The organism is Cryobacterium flavum, assembly GCF_900103805.1.
GTDB lineage: Bacteria > Actinomycetota > Actinomycetes > Actinomycetales > Microbacteriaceae > Cryobacterium > Cryobacterium flavum.
Genome location: NZ_FNIB01000008.1, coordinates 1 through 15,775, shown reverse-complemented (window position 1 = coordinate 15,775; position 15,775 = coordinate 1). Strand labels below are relative to the sequence as shown.

Below are 15,775 nucleotides of genomic sequence, written 5' to 3'. Positions count from 1 at the left end.
GGGTTGCGGGTTACGGGCGGATCATTGCCATGCGGGTGACGGTGAACTCCTCGATGGCGAATCGCGGTCCTTCCCGGCCCGTGCCGGAGTCTTTTACGCCGCCATAAGGCATGATGTCGGAGCGAAATCCGGGAATCTCGTTGACCACGACGCCGCCGACATCGAGCTCATTGATGGCGCGAAACGCTCGTTGCAGTGAACTCGTGTAGATCGCGGCCTGCAGGCCGTAGCGCGAGCGGTTGACCAGTTCGATCGCCGACCCGAGGTCGGAGACGCGCTGCAGAATGACGACCGGTCCGAAGATCTCTTCGCACCAGGCCTGGGCATCCGGCGAAACGTCGGCCAGCACGGTCGGCGCAATGCTGCGCTCGACCAGGTGACCGCCGGCCAGCACTCGGCCCCCGCCGGCCAGAACGGCTGCGATCCAGGCCAGAATGCGCCGGGTGGCGGCCTCATTGATGACCGGCGCCACCCGCGTGCTGTCCTCGCGCGGGTCACCAACCAGCACTTCGGGGAGGCGGGCCAGCAGCATCCGCTCGAATTCGTCGGCGATCGCATCGTGCACCATAATGCGCTGCACCGAAATGCAGGCCTGGCCGTTGGCATAGAAACCACCGCGAATCACCGCGTCGACGGCCTTCTCGATGTCGGCATCGCTCGCCACGATCAGGGCGGTGTTGGCGCCGAGCTCCAGCACGACCTTGCGCGGTGCCGCCGAGCGGGCGATCTGGTGCCCGACGGCGGCCGATCCGGTGAAGGACACCACGGCCACCCGCGGATCGCGCACAAGCGCCTCGCCGACATCGATGCCCCCGGTGACGAGCTGAACGGCAGCGGACGACACTCCGTGTTCGCGCAGTACGCCGCGGATCAGGTCGACCGCCCACAGCGTCGACAGCGGGGTGTTCGGTGCCGGCTTGATGATGATCGGGCAGCCCGCCGCAATCGCCGGGGCCAGTTTGTGGCTGGCCAGCAGTAGCGGATAGTTGAAGCCGGTGATGCCCACGACGATTCCGGCCGGCCGCCGCGTCCAGTAGCCGATCATTCCCACACCGCTCGGCTGCAGGTCAAGGGGAACGGTCTCGCCGTGCTGGTGCGCGACTTCTTCGACGCTCGCCGACCATGTTGTGAGGGCGCGGGCCACCTCGGTGCGGCAGTCCACGAGCGGTTTGCCGGTCTCGAGCACGAGCAGCTGCTCGAATTCTGCCGTGCGCTCGGCGAGCGCGTCATGAATACCGACGAGCAGGGTACGACGGATGCCCGTGCTCAGCCCGGCCAGTTCCGCGCGCACCGAGGCGGCAGCGTCCACTGCGAGCGAGGCTTGCGCCGCAGTGCCGACCGGCGACAGCGCGACGGGAGAGCCGTCGAATGGGAACACGATTTCCGCCTGCTCGGGGCAATCCACCCAGCGCTCGCCGATGGGGAGCCCGGCAGGGTAGGGAATCGAGAACAAAGTCACGGGACCGCTTTCTGTCATTGCGACGGGAGGTACTGGTCTTCCTACTGGTCTGACCAGTAACCTAACTAGAGTATCGAGCGCCGATGATCAGGTCAATGACCTGCCTCGGCACGAATCTATCAATGGGAGAAACGATGACCAGCACAGCGAGAGTCCACCGGCTGGCCGTGATTCGCGGTGACGGCATCGGCCCCGAGGTCATTGATGCTTCCCTCGACGTGCTCGTGGCAGCAGAGTCGGTGTTCGGTTTTAGCACCGAACTCATCGAGATCTCAGCCGGCGCCCGGCACTACCTGGCCACCGGCGAACTCTGGACTCCGGCCCTGCGGGAGCAGCTCCGCGCACAGGACGCCATTCTGTTCGGCGCGATGGGCGATCCCGCCGTCGCGCCCGGCATTCTGGAACGCGGGTTCATTCTCGAGATGCGACGCACTTTTCAGCAGGCCGTGAACCTGCGCCCGGTCAAGCTTTATCCGGGTGTGGTTACACCGATCGCCGGCCTTACCCCGGAACGCTGCGACCTCGTGATCGTGCGAGAGAACACCGAGGGCTCCTACGTGGGGCGGGGATCGACCGTGCACGCCGGTACCCCGCACGCCGTGGCCGTGCAGGAATCCGTCAATACCCGCATGGGCGTTGAGCGCGTGGTCGAGTTCGCATTTCGCCTGGCCGAGCGTCGGGGTGGCACGCTGACCCTGTGCCACAAGAAGAACATCCTGGTCGAGGCCGGTACCCTCTGGCAGTCGACGGTCGACGACCTCAGCGGGCGCTTTCCGACCGTTCCCGTGGACTACGTGCACGTCGACGCTTTCTGCTTTTACCTGCCGACCACTCCGGAACGGTTCAACGTGGTCGTCACCGACAATCTGTTCGGCGACATCATTACCGATCTCGGCGCGGCCATCCAGGGTGGCCTCGGCGTCGCCGCGAGCGCGAACCTGAACCTCGACGGGTCCGGACCAAGCATGTTCGAGGCCATTCACGGCTCCGCGCCCGACATAGCCGGTCGCGGCTGGGCGAACCCGATCGGCGCGATACTGTCTACCGCCATGTGCCTCGCCCACCTCGGCGAGGCCGACGCTGCGCGGGCCATCGAGGCCGCCGCCGTCTACGTTCTGGCCCAGTTGCCGGCGACCGCCGGCCCGGGTATGGGCTTCTCGACCGCCGAGCTGGGCCGCGATATCGCGTCGCTCGTGCGCAGCAGTGCGCCCGTGCCGATCGTGCCCGGCTACTCCGTCATGGACGACCTGGCCGCCCTGCGCTGAGGAGGGGAACGCCGAGTGGTTGAGCGGTCCGTCAGCCGATGGTCATGAATACGACCGTGCCACCAAGAACCGTCATGAGCACAGCCACGACCATGCCGATGATCGGAACCCAGAACGCACGGCGCCGCTGAACCATCCGAACGATCGAGATCACGATGCTGATGAGAACAACTGACGCTGGGCCGAAGGTAGCGATGCCCGAGCCGATTGTCAGCCCGGTACAGTCGGCGGCTGAGCAGTTTGTCACAGCCAGAAAGATTCCCATGACGCCGAGCACCCACGCGAGTCCGACACTGAGCAGCAGGAGTGCGCTGGTGCCGAGAACCGACCCGAGTGTGCTCGATGGCCCCGCCGGTTTCCCTGGCGGTTTCTCCGCCGGTTGACCGTCAACGGACTTTCGGTGTGCCTGATTGGTCATGGTGCTCCTGGAGTGGATAGGACGGTTGGTGTGAGCTCAGCCTAGGGGTTGATAACCTTGACCAGTCCCGCCCCCGTAGCTCAGTGGATAGAGCACCGGCCTTCTAATCCGATTGTCGTAGGTTCGATTCCTACCGGGGGCACCAAAAAAAAGTCTGACCAGGGTTTCTTGTCCTCACTGATGGGGCAAGACTTGATTCACTCAACGCTTATTCAACGTTTATTCCGCGGCGCCCGACCCCTGTGGGTGCTCGGAAAGAAGGTACGCGACCCAGTTCGATTCACCTAGTGTGACCTTGGGCACCTACGGGTTATGGATGCTACAAGTCTCTCGGGCTCGGTTTGGAACCCGTACTCACGACGAGCGAGCTCGCCAAGTATCTCGGCGTGCACGTGCAGGCGATCTACGACCTGCGTACCGATGGCCGCGGCCCATCCGGCATTCGAGTCGGACGGGAGATTCGCTATCGCGTTTCCGATGTTCTTCGGTGGCTGGACGGTCTTCACGAGCCCGTCCCGTCCATGGGCGGCCGCGGGGGCGAGCGCTGATGGCCGGCCGACCCCGACTGCCGATCAGCACGTTCGGCGCGATAAAGACAACCGAGGTCGGTGCAGGGCGTTTCCGGGCGATGGCTCGTTTTCGCGACTGGGACGGTCAGTCGAGGCAAGTCACCGCTACCGGCTCGAGTCGCAACGCGGCGGAGACCGCGCTCAAGGTCGAGCTGGCCACGCGGATGCGCGTCGGTAACGTCGGTAACGTCGGCGACTCAGCGAACGCACGCTCGCCGTTCAGAATGCTGGCCGAGGCCTGGCTGGAGGACCTGATGCTCGACGTCGACCGCGCGAACGGTACAAAAACCGTCTACGAGTACGAGCTTCGCGGGCTTGTGCTTCCCTTTTTCGAGCACTTCACGGTTCGGGAAGTGACCGTCGGCCGCATTGAGCTTTTCCTGAAGGTGCAGCGCGCGATCTCGTACGCGCGGGCCAAGCACTCCCGCACGATCCTCAGCATGGTGCTGGGGTTTGCCGTGCGGCGGGGAATCATCGCACGCAATCCGGTGAAGGAAACCTCGCGGATGAAGAAGCCCCAGCACACCCCGAAGGCGCTTACGCCGGATCAGGTAGCCGCAATCCGCCTCGCGGCCCGCGACTGGCGCACAGCAGAGGGCAGGATGGGACCCAAGCCCGACGGGCAGGTGCGGGACCTGATCGAGGTGATGCTCGGCCCGGCGACGCGCATCGGCGAGACGCTTGCGCTTCGAAAGTGCGACATAGATATGACCGCCGACCCGCCTTGGGCGCACATCCGCGGAACGCTCGTCGTGCAAAGTGGCGCCGGCGTGCTTCGTCGTCAGGCGTATCCCAAAACGCATGAGTCGAACCGGGTCGTCGCCGTGCCGCAATTCGCGGCAGAGGTGATCGATACCCGAATGACGATGTTCGCCGTTGTACCAGTCGTAGAATTCGGTGCAGAATGAGCGTGCTTCGGCGAGGCTGTAGAAACGGTCGGGGAACTCGGGCCAATACTTCAAAATCTTGAAATGCGACTCCGAAAATGGATTGTCGTTACTCGTATGTGGGCGGGAGTGTGACTTGGTCACGCCCAGGTCGGCGAGCAGGAATGCGACGGGTTTTGACGCCATCGAGGACCCGTTGTCGGAGTGGATTGTCAGCTGGTCTCGACGAATGTTTTGCTTCTCGATGGTGTCGAACAGGAGCCGCGCGGCGAGTTGGTGAGATTCCCGGGTCGCGACCATCCAGCCGACGACGTACCGCGAGTAAATGTCGATGATCGCATACAGATGGAAGTACGACCATTTGGCCGGCCCCTTGAGCTTGGATATATCCCACGACCAGGTCGTGTTGGGTCCGGTGGCGATGAGTTCGGGCTTGACGCGTGCCGGGTGCTCGGCTGAGCGCGACGTTCCCCGGTCTCGCCGTGAGCGCGGAGGAGGCGATACATCGTCGCCACCGAGCACAGGTAGGTGCCCTCGTCGAGGAGGATCGCTTGGATCTCCGCCGGCGCTTTGTCCACGAACCGGCTCGACCGCAGGACCTTCAGAACGACGTTGCGCTCCGGCTCGGTCAGTGCCCGAGGCTGCTTCATCGGCTCCGGCCGGGGCCGCGGGGATGAGGGCGGCCGCGGTGCGCGGGGGTGCTGGCGCTAGTGCGTAGCCCGGGATCGTCGCACGGCTCGGCATGCGTGCCTGGTGCCGACGAGCGGGACGAGTTTGGTGATGGTGGCGTCGATTATTTCTTGGTTTTCGTCGCGCTGCTGTTGGTCGAGAGTTGATCCAACAGAGCCGAGAGTTTTCCCTGGATCGCGATCACCTGCCTCGCCGTATCCAACTCACGCGACAGTCGGAGATTCTCTTTCAGCAGCCGGGCCGCGTCCTTGTCCGCGATGCTGGCAGGTGGCGCTCCTGCCGGCCGTGCCAGCGCAACCAGCACTCCTTTATCTCGCTGGTCACGCCACGAGCTGACCAAGGAGGTATACAGCTTTTCTCGTCGGAGCAGCGCCCCGCGGCCCTGCCGATCGAGGCGGTCATACTCGGTCAGAATGTCGCGTTTGTACTTGGCTGTGTAGGTCCGCCGCCGTGCACGCTCGGGAACTTGGGGATCGGGAACATCTTCCATCCCTTTCCATCCCTACAGCCTGCCCGCTCGAGCTGGGTCCTGTCATTACTGCGTTCGTCAAGGGAACTCTTTCCCGCCTTCTACGACACTATTCGGGACGGTCCCGGTGCCTCAAACAAGGTTGACAGAGAGGGGCGCGTGCCGCTGCAGCGGCACTGTCGCGTGCGCTGCACAGCCCTCGATAATTACCCAAGGCGAACTAACCCCAACGGGACGCAGTACTTGGACAGCCAGCAGCCTGCAGCAACTATCCCTCGAACGTGCGTTGCTTCTAGCGGATCCTCAGGCGGAGCTCTGGCTGACAAGTAGGTCGACTGCTTGAGTCTCCAGTCGCGCACGAGGCGACTATCGTTCAGCGCATCATCGACAGCAAATGTGTCGCGGCCTGCCCTTCGGTCATCGCAGTCATCGATGGCAATGTGAGTACGTAGCGTGAGAAGATCACACCGATGAGCGCTGTGGCTATGCGACGGGCGCGCTGCTGGCCGAATTCCGCCGTCAGCGTTTCAAATACGGTGTGCTGGAGGTATGACGACAGCGCTTGTGCGTGTGGGCCACCAGCGATGAGTTGGCGGGCGAACTTGGTGAGCTGCTCGCCTTGCTCAGGATGCTCCCATACAGCTATCAGCCCGCGCGCGAGGCGTGCGAGATCAATTTTCCCGTCGGGCATTATTGCCGCGGCGATCACGTGGTGAGGGGCTACGCGCAACGAAACGGCCGCCGCAATGAGGTCATCCCTTGACCCGAAATAATAATTGACCAGAGTATGGCTGACGCCGACTTCATTCGCCAGGTTACGGGAAGAGATCTCGGTCAGGTCGCCGACCTCAAAGTGGCGCTGTGCGGCATCGAGCAGGCGTTTTCTGGCGAAGGCTCCACCGAGGGGTCGTCCGCGTACGTTATTGACCACACTCGCATGATTGCATGTTGAGGAGGATTCTGTACGCATGAATAAAAATTTCGAGACCGACTGTGTGATTGTCGGCGGCGGTCCAGCCGGAATGACGACGGCACTATTGCTGCTCCGTAATGGTGTGAAGGTCACTGTGATTGAGAAGCACGCAGACTTCCTCCGCGACTTTCGCGGTGACACGATTCACCCGTCCACCCAGGAACTACTCGAGGAACTCGGTCTTCTCAACGAGTTCCTCGCCCGACCTCACTCCGACATGGAACGCGTGACTCTCAGCTGGTACAGTACCGAGCTCGTGCTGGCCGACTTCAGTCATCTTCCCACCCGCCGCAAAACCATGACGTTCATGCCGCAGTGGGACTTCCTCGACCTGCTCGCTGACGCGTGCTCGAGGCATCCTGGGTTCCGCCTTCTCCGATCGACTCGTATCGACGCATTATCCAGCGAGGAAGGTCGGATCGTCGGGGTCACCGGCACTGCGCCCGACGGCGACGTGAGTGTCCGTGGTCGCCTCGTCATCGACGCCTCCGGTCGTGACTCGGTTGTCCGTGCCCAGGCCGGTCTAACTCCGGTCGGTGTCGCGGCGGCAATGGATGTGCTCTGGTTTCGACTGTCGAAGCGGCCCGATGAGCATTACCCGTTCATCCAAGCGGGCGCCGGAATGATCATCACTATCGACCGTGACGATTTCTTCCAGATCGCTCATGTGATCCCGGCCGGCAGCTGGAACGGCTCTGAAGACGACATCGCTCAGATGAAACAGCGCATAGCTTTCATCGCCCCGAGGATGCAGGAAGCCGTTGCAGCCATCTCCGCCGCCGACGTGCAAGTGCTGAACGTACGGCTAGAACGCCTGCGCCACTGGAGTGTCGATGGGCTCCTCTGCATAGGGGACGCAGCTCACGCTATGTCGCCGGCCGGTGGCGTCGGCATCAACCTCGCGATTCAGGATGCCGTCGCGACCGCTCGCATCTTAGGACCCGGGCTGCGCAGCGGAACGCCCAGCCGCGCCGACCTCCGACGCGTACAGCGTCGGCGATCCTGGCCGGCGCGCATCACTCAGATGGTTCAACGCCGACTACAGGAACCGCTGCTATCCACGCACGCGCCCGGGACCCCGTTGCCACTACCGCTACAACTCCTCCGGGACCACCCTTCCTCCGCTCGGCTTACCGGGCGATTCGTCGGACTGGGCGCGAGGCCAGAGCACATCCATTAAACGTGTGAGACCAAGTCTCGTTGTCCTGAAACGCAAGATCTGTGCTCGTAGTGCCCGACGGTTCCGGACTGAGTGCGGACGGAGCTATCACTAAGCTGGGCAAGTCATTTCGAGCAGGATTACAGATCGAATGGGAGGCGTCACGGGAAAGGCGCCAACCGGGGCAAAGGACGGCTCGAAATCCGACTACTTCTGGGTCGGCTAGCGCCACACTCTTAATCCCAAATTTCATTTCACGGACGGTGAGCGACGCAGTTCGGGCACGAAACCGGCCACCGCTTCAAGAAGCTGGAATTGTGTCACAAGGGAACCCTCTGCGGGGCGCGCCTTGAGGGTAGAGGATTGATAGCGTGACGGGATGATTACTCAAACGCTCATTGTCGCTGCGGTGTGCTTTCGCGACGGCGCCGGCAGGATACTCACCGTCCGTAAGCGTGGTACAAGTTTTTTCATGCTGCCCGGTGGCAAATCCGAGCCCGGGGAAACTTCCGGTGCGGCCGCTCTCCGGGAAGTTTATGAGGAGCTGGGCGCAACGGTCGCGAAGGAAGACCTCGCCCTGCTGGGCAGCTGGACTGCCGCCGCCGCAAACGAGTTGGACACAATCGTCGACGCGACCAATTATCGTAGCGATGTCGTCATAGCGCCGGTAGCGTCGGCGGAAATTGTTGAGCTGAGATGGGTAGATCCCACCGTCACGACCGAACTGGATTTTCCACTCGCGCCGCTGCTCCTTGAATTCGTGTTTCCCGCTCTGGCTGCCTAATGCAGGTCGCAATCTTCACCGGATCCGCGTCTGGTCACCGCCCAGTGTTTGCTGAAGGTGCAGCCCGGCTCGCTCGCACGTTGGCTGAGCCGGAATCGGGATCGTTTATGGCGGCGGCAATGTTGGCTTGATGGGCGTCATCGCGACTGAGGCCGTCAGCCACGCTGGTTCCGTCGTCGGCGTTATGCCGGGATCTCTCGTCGACCGAGAATTGGCCCATCCAGGCCTCACCCGACTGGAAATCGTTGAGTCCATGCAGAGCGCAAAGCCCACATGGCAGAGTAGTCCGACGCCTTCATCGCTCTTCCGGGCGGGACCGGGACCCTGGAGGAATTCTTCGAGGTCTGGACCTGGCAGCAGCTAGGAATCCACAATAAACCAGTCGCTCTGTACAACATCGATGGCTTCTAGGGTCCCCTCATCGCGACGATCGATGCCGGCGTGGACGCAGGATTTCTCCGGAGGACCTACCGGGACTCGCTGATCATTTCCGACAACGCTCAAGACTTGCTCAACCAGCTCACGATCTGAGGAGCCAGCACCGCATAAATGGAATGAACGAGGCACACCACCCGTGGTTCCTCTGCAGTAAAGTCTTACCAAACGGCCGAACGACAGCCGAGAGTGATAAGGCGACCGTGGCGCCCATGCAGGCGTTCAATATCTGACTCGGCGACCCCGTAAGCCGAACCTTCATCGCTTCACTTGATGCCCCAGGTCAGCCATGCCCACTGCGATGATTTCGGCCAAAAGCGTGGCGTAGCGTCCGTTGGGATCAAGATCGGGATCGAATACTGTGACTTGGCCTCCGATCGCTCCGGGGGCGAGCGCCTTAAGGAGTTCGACGAGTTGTTCCGGGTTGAGCCCGCCAGGATCGGGGCTGTCAACGGCCGGCATGAAGATGGGGTCGAGCACGTCGACATCGAGGTGCAGCCAGTAGCCGGCGCTCCCAATGGTGGTTCGAGCGGCTCTCGCCGTCTCGGTCATTCCGATCTCGTTCGATCGGTGGGCGGGTAGGACGAGGCCGAGGAAGCGTCGGACCTCGTCGACATGTTGGTCGTCCTCGCGGCATCCAATGTGAACGGTGTTGGCGGGCGAGAAGTACGGTCCGCGGCCGTCGATGTTGGCGACTGCCGGCCAGTGCAGACCAACGGCCGCGGCGAGATCCTCTCCGGCGACGCTGGCGCACTGATCCGAGTTTCCGGGATGACGGAAGTCTGTGTGCCCATCGATGTGAACGAGGCCCGCGTTGTTCTGGAGCGCGAGCCCAGCCGCCACGAGAAGGCTGCAGTCACCTCCGATCACCAGCGGCGCCCGGCCGTTGGCGATGACTCCAGCGATCCGGCGCGCGAGGCGACGCGCGTGGGAGATCAACTGAGCTTCGTTTCGCACGTGGCCGGCGGCGCGAGTGATGTCGTCATCGACGTACCGACCGGGAAGGACAGCTCCTCCGTCGACAGCGCCGTCTACTATCAAACGACGGAACAGACCCGCTTCTCGAAGTGCCTCAGGTGCCTTGGACGTGCCCGGCACGCTTCCCGGCTCGGGAGGTCGAAGCCCCAGGTTGGACGGTGCAGATAGTAGCGTGATCACGCCCCCAGACTGTCAGGTCCTCATACCGACGTCGACTATTCCCGACGGCCGTACCTGTATAAAAGTCCGCCGAAGCAGAAGTGCCCGTTAACCGAACCCACTACGAGACGAGTGATTTGTCGCGAGAGGTCCGCAAGCGCCCAGGCGACGTGCGCGAAAGTCTCGCCGCCAATGCGATCGGATTTTATAGACGAATCTTCCAAGGTGAAGCCAGGGACGACGAAGCGAATGGACCCATGAACAAGCACCTCGTTGTTGGAGCGGGCCTGATCGGCTGTCCGCTCGCCGAACGCCTCGCGGCGCGCGGCTACACGGTGACCATCGCGACCCGCTCAGGCTCTACCGCCGTCGGCCCTACCACCCTGGTACTGGATGCCAGTGATCCGGCCACCTTTGTGCAAGCTGCAACGGATGCCTCGACCATCTTTGTCTGCACGAATCCGCCATACATCGACTGGGCCGCACAATGGCCGTCCATCTTCGATGCGGCCATCGCCGCCGCATCCGCCATGGGCGCCCGGAACGTCGTGATGGGCAACCTGTACCCGTATGGGTCGCCGACCGGCGCAATGTCTGAACACTCTCCCGCGACGACCACCGAAGTCAAGGGACTGATTCGCCGGGCCGGATGGGCGAAGATAAGCACCGCCCACGACACCGGCTACATCAGCGCCGTCGAGGTGCGCGCCAGCGACTACGTCGCGCGGCATACGGCTCTCCGCGACTCAAAACGAAATCCAGTAGACACCGAGCGAACCCACTGCGAAGCGGGCGACTAGGAGCAAGACGATGACCGCTATTGCGATGGTCAGCCAGAGCCGCCATCGGCGGCCGGTATTCGCGATGGCCAACGCGATGAGGATGGGAACGGAGAGATACATCATGGACACGACCAGTAGGGGAGCGGCGAATCCAAGGGAAGATACGCCACTTACTGAGGCGATGACGGCCACCGAAGGGATCAAGGAAATGGCTGTGGTAACGGTTCCAACTACTCCGACCGCCCAAGCGAGCACGATTTGGATAGTGCGTGTGAGTCGCGGTTTCTCGGCTATCACTTCGTTGTTACCTTCCGCGTGCTGGTTGTTGGTTCGAGTAAGGATGCACAAAATGATGGGGTCAGCGTCGACTTGCCAGAGGATGCCGGCGTCGTTGACGATGCCATAACTTCCTGCACCGGTCTTATCCGCGAGCTCGTATGCGCCGGTCAGTCCCGCGCGCGTACGGGTGGGCGCAAGGGGGCACCTCAGTGCATTTCGGCCTGTTGCCGTAACCAGTCCATGGCCAAAGTGCTTGCGTTCAGAATTGAGACGTGGCCGTCTCGTGGTCGGGTCCAGAGTTCGGCGTTGGGGAGGTGCTCGAGGAGCCACTGGGAGTGGGAGGGAGGGACGATGCGGTCGTCGCCACCGTGTGCGAGGAGTACGGGTATCCGGACGCGTGACAGATCAACGCCCCATGGTTTCACGAAGGCAAGGTCGTCAGCGATCAGCCCCTCGGGGCCAGCTGCCGTCGCGGTCCCCGCGTCTGCGTTGAGTGATGTCCACTCCGATTTCAGCGCGGCGTAGTCTCGCGAATTGAAACTTTCTTCATCGAACTTGGAAGTTCGTTCGTAGATTACGCGGGCATCTTCTCCGTGTTGCGCCGCACGCAGGGACGGCCCACCGCCTGCCATTCCGACGAACCAGTTGAAGTCTGTCGTGAAGGGCGCGAGACTCGCGAACGTTGCTACAGCCCACACCCTGTCACCCAGAATCGCGGCGCAGGCCAGGGCGTGTGGGCCGCCCCCGGAAGCGCCCATGACGGCGATCTGGTCGATGCCCATCGCATTGATGAGTTGCTCGACGTCGGCTGCGGCGTTAATGACGGTGCGACCGGGTTGAGCTGACGAGTCTCCGTAGCTTGGTCGTGCGTATGAGATCCAGCGGATGCCGCGCAGCGCCGCGGCTCGCAGGTGCGGTTCGAGGGCTGCTCCGGTTTGTGGCGAGCCGTGGTGCCAGACAACGGTTTGGGCAGCGTGAACTCCGTTGGTGCTGTCGTGAACGTCTAGTGTTCGCCCGTCGGTCAGGGTGATGCGCATCAGCGTCTCGTTTCTGCCAGGCGTCTGCCCAGGTAGCGTTTCTCGGCCTCTGCTGGGGCCAGTTGAAGTGCTTTCTCGTATTCGGTTGCGGCTTCGGTCCTTCGACCCATCCTGCGCAACAGATCGGCGCGTGTCGCCGGGAGTAAGTAGTAGTCGTCCATGCCCTGCGAGGTGACGAGCTCGTCGATAAGGGCTAGGCCGACTACTGGTCCCTGGGACATCGCCACCGCGACCGCGCGATTGAGTTCCACGATCGGTGAGGCATCGATGACGGCGAGAGCGTCGTACAGTTCAACGATGCGCGCGAAGTTCGTGCGTGCAGCATCCGAAGCCTCGAGGTGGCAGGCGGCAATGTGGGCCTGCAGCCCATATCGGCCTGCGCGCGGTACCGGCGACCGAAGGATGGTGAGGGCCTCGGTGATGGCATCCCGGTCCCACAACGATCTGTCTTGCTCTTCGAGGGTGACGATATCTCCGACAGCGTCGGTGCGAGCTGCGGTACGCGCATGATGCAGCAACATCAGGGCAAGGAGCGCGCGAACTTCATCGTCGTCGGGCATCAGCTCAATGAGCAGCCGGGTGAGCCGGATTGCTTCACGAAGGAGAGGAACTCGGATGAGAACCGCCCCGCCGGTAGCGGAGTATCCCTCGGTGAACAACAAGTACAGCACCGCCAGCACACCGTCGCGCCGTTCCGGCATGAGGTGGGGCGGTGGCACACGGTAGGGGATACCGGCGTGCTTAATCTTTGCCCTGGCACGCACCAGTCTTTTTTCCATCGCCGGTTCGGTCACGAGAAAGGCACGCGCGATCTGCGCGGGAGTGAGGCCCGCTACCGTTCGCAGCGTCAAGGCAACGCGGGCATCCATCGGAAGTGCGGGGTGGCAGCAGGTGAAAATGAGACGAAGACGATCATCGAAATCTCCACTAATGTCCGGATCGGGCTCGACCGGTTCGTACTCTTCGACGGCAACCCGCCGAAGCGCGCGATCTTCCGCGCCCGCATGCCGAAGCAGGTCGATCGCCCGCCTCTTGGCCACCGTGGTCAGCCACGCGCCAGGATTGTCCGGAATACCACCTTTGCGCCAGTCAGAGAACGCCCTTACAAACGCATCCTGTGCACAATCCTCGGCAAGGGCGAAGTCGCCGGTCATCCGAATCACAGTGGAGATGATGCGCGCAGTTTCCTCGGCAGAGGCACGCGCGATAGCATCCGCTACTCGATCGGCCACATCGGCCTGATCTCGATCTGACCGAGCTGGGCCATCGGATGCCTCGCCGCGATCTCAATCGCCGCGTCGAGGTCGCCGCACTCGATCACGTCATATCCAGCGATCCACTCCGTCGTTTCAGCGAACGGCCCAGCAGTGACGCTGAGCCGCCCACCACGCAGTTTTACCGTGGTCGCATCATTCGCCGGGCGCAGACGGTCGCCGTGACGCCTGGTGCCCCCATCAGTGGTTTCGGCTACCCATTCCTCGATGGTGTGGACAGTCGGTTCGGTCGTCGGCGCCGTCGAGTCTGTGCAGATGAATAGCATGTATTCCATAAGTCGGTCCTTTGCTTGTCGTTGTGTGAATTCGACGTACGGGATGAGCACCTCAGGACAGCGCGCCAAAACGCGGTGTCCTCATAGTCTTTCGCTATACGTCGCAGTAAGAAACACATCACTGAAGGAGTTCCCATTGAAGTACATGATTCTGATCCACGCGAGTGCAGCCAGCGAACTTGCGATCCAAAGCGAAGCCCTCGCTGAGTTCGAGGCCGCCCACGGCGCAGTTATCGGCGAGCTCTCAACCACCGGCGAGTTGATCGACACGCACGAGCTGGAAGTCCCCGGCGCGAAAGTGGTTCGCACTAACGGCGGTCTTTCTGTAACCAACGGACCATTCGCGGAAACCACCGAATGGGTGGGCGGGTACTACATCATCGACGTCGCAAGCGAAGATCGCGCGATCGAGATTGCTGCACGCTTCGTTGAAGCCCGCTACGCGGCGGTCGAAGTGCGCGCCCTCGGTTTGCCACCGCTCTAGCGACTTGAAATCGTTCAGTAGGAAGTCATTAAATCAGCTGACCAGCGTGCGGACGCTGGCGAACATGCCGGCGGAAGTGATGGGCGGGCGGGAGCGGGTTACCGTCGCTCTTCCGGTTCCGAGAGGTCGCGAACGGTCCTTCCGGGGACAGGAGCATCCGCATGTGGTGGTCTGCGTGGTGGCGCCACCACACGCTCATGCCGAAGGTTGGTTCCAGGCGTAGTGCTTCCCTCTCCTGCGAGAACGCGACATCCGAGATTGCAGGACTTTACGAAAGTGGGAACGGCCGGGAGTGCCAGCAGGCGGTCATCGCCTGTGAAGAGACCCTTTGGTTTCTCGTCTGGAAGCGGGAAGTCTCCGTGTTTAAAAGCAATCAAACAAGAGCTTTCATCAGGTCCCACGCGCGCTGTATCGGTCCTTACGATCGGGGACAGCTCGTTAGGTCGTCGAATGAAATGTCATGAGGAACCTTGTCGATGAAACCAAGAGTGATGGGCGCGGAACCCGGGAGGCACGTAGAGCGCTGGCATGATGCCTCAGACAATGCGTGTTCGCCACGGCTCGTGATCGTGCGCGAGTCAGACCAGCTCGGGGCCGAGCGCGCGCACCCGCAGCTGGCCTTCAGCGTGCGGCTCGTCGAGCTCCCGACGCTGGACGTAGACCGGTTTACCGGCGAAAAGGTGGTTGCCGCCGCGGTGGTGGTTGATTTGTGAGTCACTAGGACCTCTAGTGACTCCTCCATTTTGGTCAAGCGCCGACGGCTTTCCAAGGGGATCGTGTGCGCAGCCGGAACGCCGGTTCTGAGTGCGTGAGGTGCGTCAGCGAGGTAGTTGCCCAGAGCCTCGAGCAGGCCCCGGGTGCCTTCCTTTCGGCCCGGCCCATCGGCCCAGAACTGGTCGAAGAAGACGCCGTGCTCGACGTGCGTGAACCGGGTGCCCGCGTTGAGCGTCTCGAACTCCAACGACGCCACCGACGTCGACATGTGGACCCCGTCGAGCCACATGTTGTAGGTCGTGATGATGCGGACGTGCTTGACGATGTTGGTGTACGTGGCCTCGTACCGCGAGACCAGACCGTCGTGAAATGTCCCCTCGTCGACGTCGCGTCCGCCGACGCGAAAGTCTAACGCCCACTCACCGGGCTCAATGGTGTCGCCGGCGCCGTACCAGCCCCGCTTCTGGTCCTCTTCGGCGAACGCGTCCCAGACGCGCTTGAGAGGAACGGGGTAGTCGCGGGTCAGGGTGAACCCGGCGCGGGCGAGTCGGCGTTCGATCGTCATGAGTACGTCCTATCGTGCGAAATTAACGTGGATCGTGCCACTCTCGGCCACTTCCGTTGTTACCGTGTGGGTGAGGTCGAGGCTGGGCAGGCCGTCCCACAGCCGAGTGCCCCGGCCGAG

Annotated in this window: 17 protein-coding genes, 1 tRNA gene and 1 pseudogene; 8 read left to right on the top strand and 11 right to left on the bottom strand. The window is 62.5% G+C overall.

Features of this window, described 5'->3' with window-relative positions; all coding sequences use genetic code 11:
• Window positions 1-10 precede the first annotated feature (10 nt).
• Window positions 11-1,459: an aldehyde dehydrogenase family protein gene (locus tag BLS91_RS12630; protein ID WP_233206078.1), complete on the bottom strand. Its 1,449-nt coding sequence runs from the start codon at window positions 1,457-1,459 to the stop codon at window positions 11-13.
• Between the two features lie 134 nt (window positions 1,460-1,593).
• Here BLS91_RS12630 and BLS91_RS12625 point away from each other — a divergent pair, with 134 nt between their 5' ends.
• Complete coding sequence (locus BLS91_RS12625; protein ID WP_092341123.1) at window positions 1,594-2,724, top strand: 3-isopropylmalate dehydrogenase; 1,131 nt, start codon at window positions 1,594-1,596, stop codon at window positions 2,722-2,724.
• 31 nt (window positions 2,725-2,755) lie between these two features.
• Here BLS91_RS12625 and BLS91_RS12620 read toward each other — a convergent pair whose 3' ends face one another.
• Complete coding sequence (locus BLS91_RS12620; RefSeq protein WP_092341122.1) at window positions 2,756-3,142, bottom strand: hypothetical protein; 387 nt, start codon at window positions 3,140-3,142, stop codon at window positions 2,756-2,758.
• Between the two features lie 69 nt (window positions 3,143-3,211).
• Between BLS91_RS12620 and BLS91_RS12615 the strand changes: the two genes are divergently transcribed.
• Both BLS91_RS12615 and BLS91_RS12610 read left to right on the top strand, forming a co-directional pair.
• A tRNA-Arg gene (locus tag BLS91_RS12615) sits at window positions 3,212-3,287 on the top strand.
• 196 nt (window positions 3,288-3,483) lie between these two features.
• Window positions 3,484-3,690, top strand: coding sequence for a helix-turn-helix domain-containing protein (locus BLS91_RS12610; protein WP_092341121.1), 207 nt, complete (start codon window positions 3,484-3,486; stop codon window positions 3,688-3,690).
• Window positions 3,691-4,454: 764 nt separating this feature from the next.
• On the opposite strand, the pseudogene BLS91_RS21315 reads toward BLS91_RS12610, so the two are convergent.
• The 3 genes and pseudogenes from BLS91_RS21315 to BLS91_RS12595 all read right to left on the bottom strand — a co-directional run.
• Window positions 4,455-5,269, bottom strand: a pseudogene (locus tag BLS91_RS21315) (transposase); the annotation flags it as partial.
• 122 nt (window positions 5,270-5,391) lie between these two features.
• Window positions 5,392-5,778, bottom strand: coding sequence for a hypothetical protein (locus tag BLS91_RS12600; RefSeq protein WP_092341119.1), 387 nt, complete (start codon window positions 5,776-5,778; stop codon window positions 5,392-5,394).
• 352 nt (window positions 5,779-6,130) lie between these two features.
• Window positions 6,131-6,688: a TetR/AcrR family transcriptional regulator gene (locus BLS91_RS12595; RefSeq protein WP_159433856.1), complete on the bottom strand. Its 558-nt coding sequence runs from the start codon at window positions 6,686-6,688 to the stop codon at window positions 6,131-6,133.
• A gap of 37 nt (window positions 6,689-6,725) precedes the next feature.
• Between BLS91_RS12595 and BLS91_RS12590 the strand changes: the two genes are divergently transcribed.
• The 3 genes from BLS91_RS12590 to BLS91_RS21055 all read left to right on the top strand — a co-directional run bounded on the left by BLS91_RS12590 (window position 6,726) and on the right by BLS91_RS21055 (window position 9,084).
• Entirely contained in the window at window positions 6,726-7,910 is a 1,185-nt protein-coding gene (locus BLS91_RS12590) for an FAD-dependent oxidoreductase (protein ID WP_092341117.1), read from the top strand.
• 358 nt (window positions 7,911-8,268) lie between these two features.
• Complete coding sequence (locus BLS91_RS12585; RefSeq protein WP_092341116.1) at window positions 8,269-8,673, top strand: NUDIX hydrolase; 405 nt, start codon at window positions 8,269-8,271, stop codon at window positions 8,671-8,673.
• A gap of 297 nt (window positions 8,674-8,970) precedes the next feature.
• Entirely contained in the window at window positions 8,971-9,084 is a 114-nt protein-coding gene (locus BLS91_RS21055) for an LOG family protein (protein ID WP_198412705.1), read from the top strand.
• A gap of 282 nt (window positions 9,085-9,366) precedes the next feature.
• On the opposite strand, the gene BLS91_RS12575 is transcribed toward BLS91_RS21055, so the two are convergent.
• Window positions 9,367-10,266, bottom strand: a complete 900-nt coding sequence (locus BLS91_RS12575) for an arginase family protein (protein ID WP_092341115.1) — start codon at window positions 10,264-10,266, stop codon at window positions 9,367-9,369.
• 236 nt (window positions 10,267-10,502) lie between these two features.
• On the opposite strand from BLS91_RS12575, the gene BLS91_RS12570 reads away from it, so the two are divergent.
• Window positions 10,503-11,045 carry a Rossmann-fold NAD(P)-binding domain-containing protein gene (locus BLS91_RS12570; protein ID WP_092341114.1) on the top strand — a complete coding sequence of 181 codons (543 nt, stop codon included), beginning with the start codon at window positions 10,503-10,505 and terminating at the stop codon, window positions 11,043-11,045.
• Between the two features lie 467 nt (window positions 11,046-11,512).
• On the opposite strand, the gene BLS91_RS12560 is transcribed toward BLS91_RS12570, so the two are convergent.
• Genes BLS91_RS12560 through BLS91_RS12550 form a run of 3 tightly spaced genes read right to left on the bottom strand, consistent with a single transcriptional unit; the run spans window position 11,513 to window position 13,892 of the window.
• The gene (locus BLS91_RS12560; protein ID WP_092341112.1) at window positions 11,513-12,343 is read right to left on the bottom strand and encodes an alpha/beta fold hydrolase; all 831 of its coding nucleotides are present in this window, start codon (window positions 12,341-12,343) and stop codon (window positions 11,513-11,515) included.
• The gene (locus BLS91_RS12555) at window positions 12,343-13,575 is read right to left on the bottom strand and encodes an RNA polymerase sigma factor (protein WP_276326806.1); all 1,233 of its coding nucleotides are present in this window, start codon (window positions 13,573-13,575) and stop codon (window positions 12,343-12,345) included. Before BLS91_RS12555 ends, BLS91_RS12560 begins: the two co-directional genes overlap by 1 nt.
• A complete protein-coding gene (locus BLS91_RS12550; protein ID WP_092341111.1) occupies window positions 13,560-13,892 on the bottom strand; it encodes a YciI family protein in 333 nt (110 codons plus the stop codon). Before BLS91_RS12550 ends, BLS91_RS12555 begins: the two co-directional genes overlap by 16 nt.
• A gap of 145 nt (window positions 13,893-14,037) precedes the next feature.
• Between BLS91_RS12550 and BLS91_RS19955 the strand changes: the two genes are divergently transcribed.
• Window positions 14,038-14,376, top strand: coding sequence for a YciI family protein (locus BLS91_RS19955; RefSeq protein ID WP_233197237.1), 339 nt, complete (start codon window positions 14,038-14,040; stop codon window positions 14,374-14,376).
• Between the two features lie 28 nt (window positions 14,377-14,404).
• Here the strand turns inward: BLS91_RS19955 and BLS91_RS20965 are convergent, their stop codons facing one another.
• Both BLS91_RS20965 and BLS91_RS20675 read right to left on the bottom strand, forming a co-directional pair.
• Window positions 14,405-14,593 carry a DUF4913 domain-containing protein gene (locus BLS91_RS20965; RefSeq protein WP_338061590.1) on the bottom strand — a complete coding sequence of 63 codons (189 nt, stop codon included), beginning with the start codon at window positions 14,591-14,593 and terminating at the stop codon, window positions 14,405-14,407.
• Between the two features lie 201 nt (window positions 14,594-14,794).
• A complete protein-coding gene (locus BLS91_RS20675) occupies window positions 14,795-15,655 on the bottom strand; it encodes an SRPBCC domain-containing protein (protein WP_241982983.1) in 861 nt (286 codons plus the stop codon).
• Window positions 15,656-15,775: the final 120 nt, after the last annotated feature.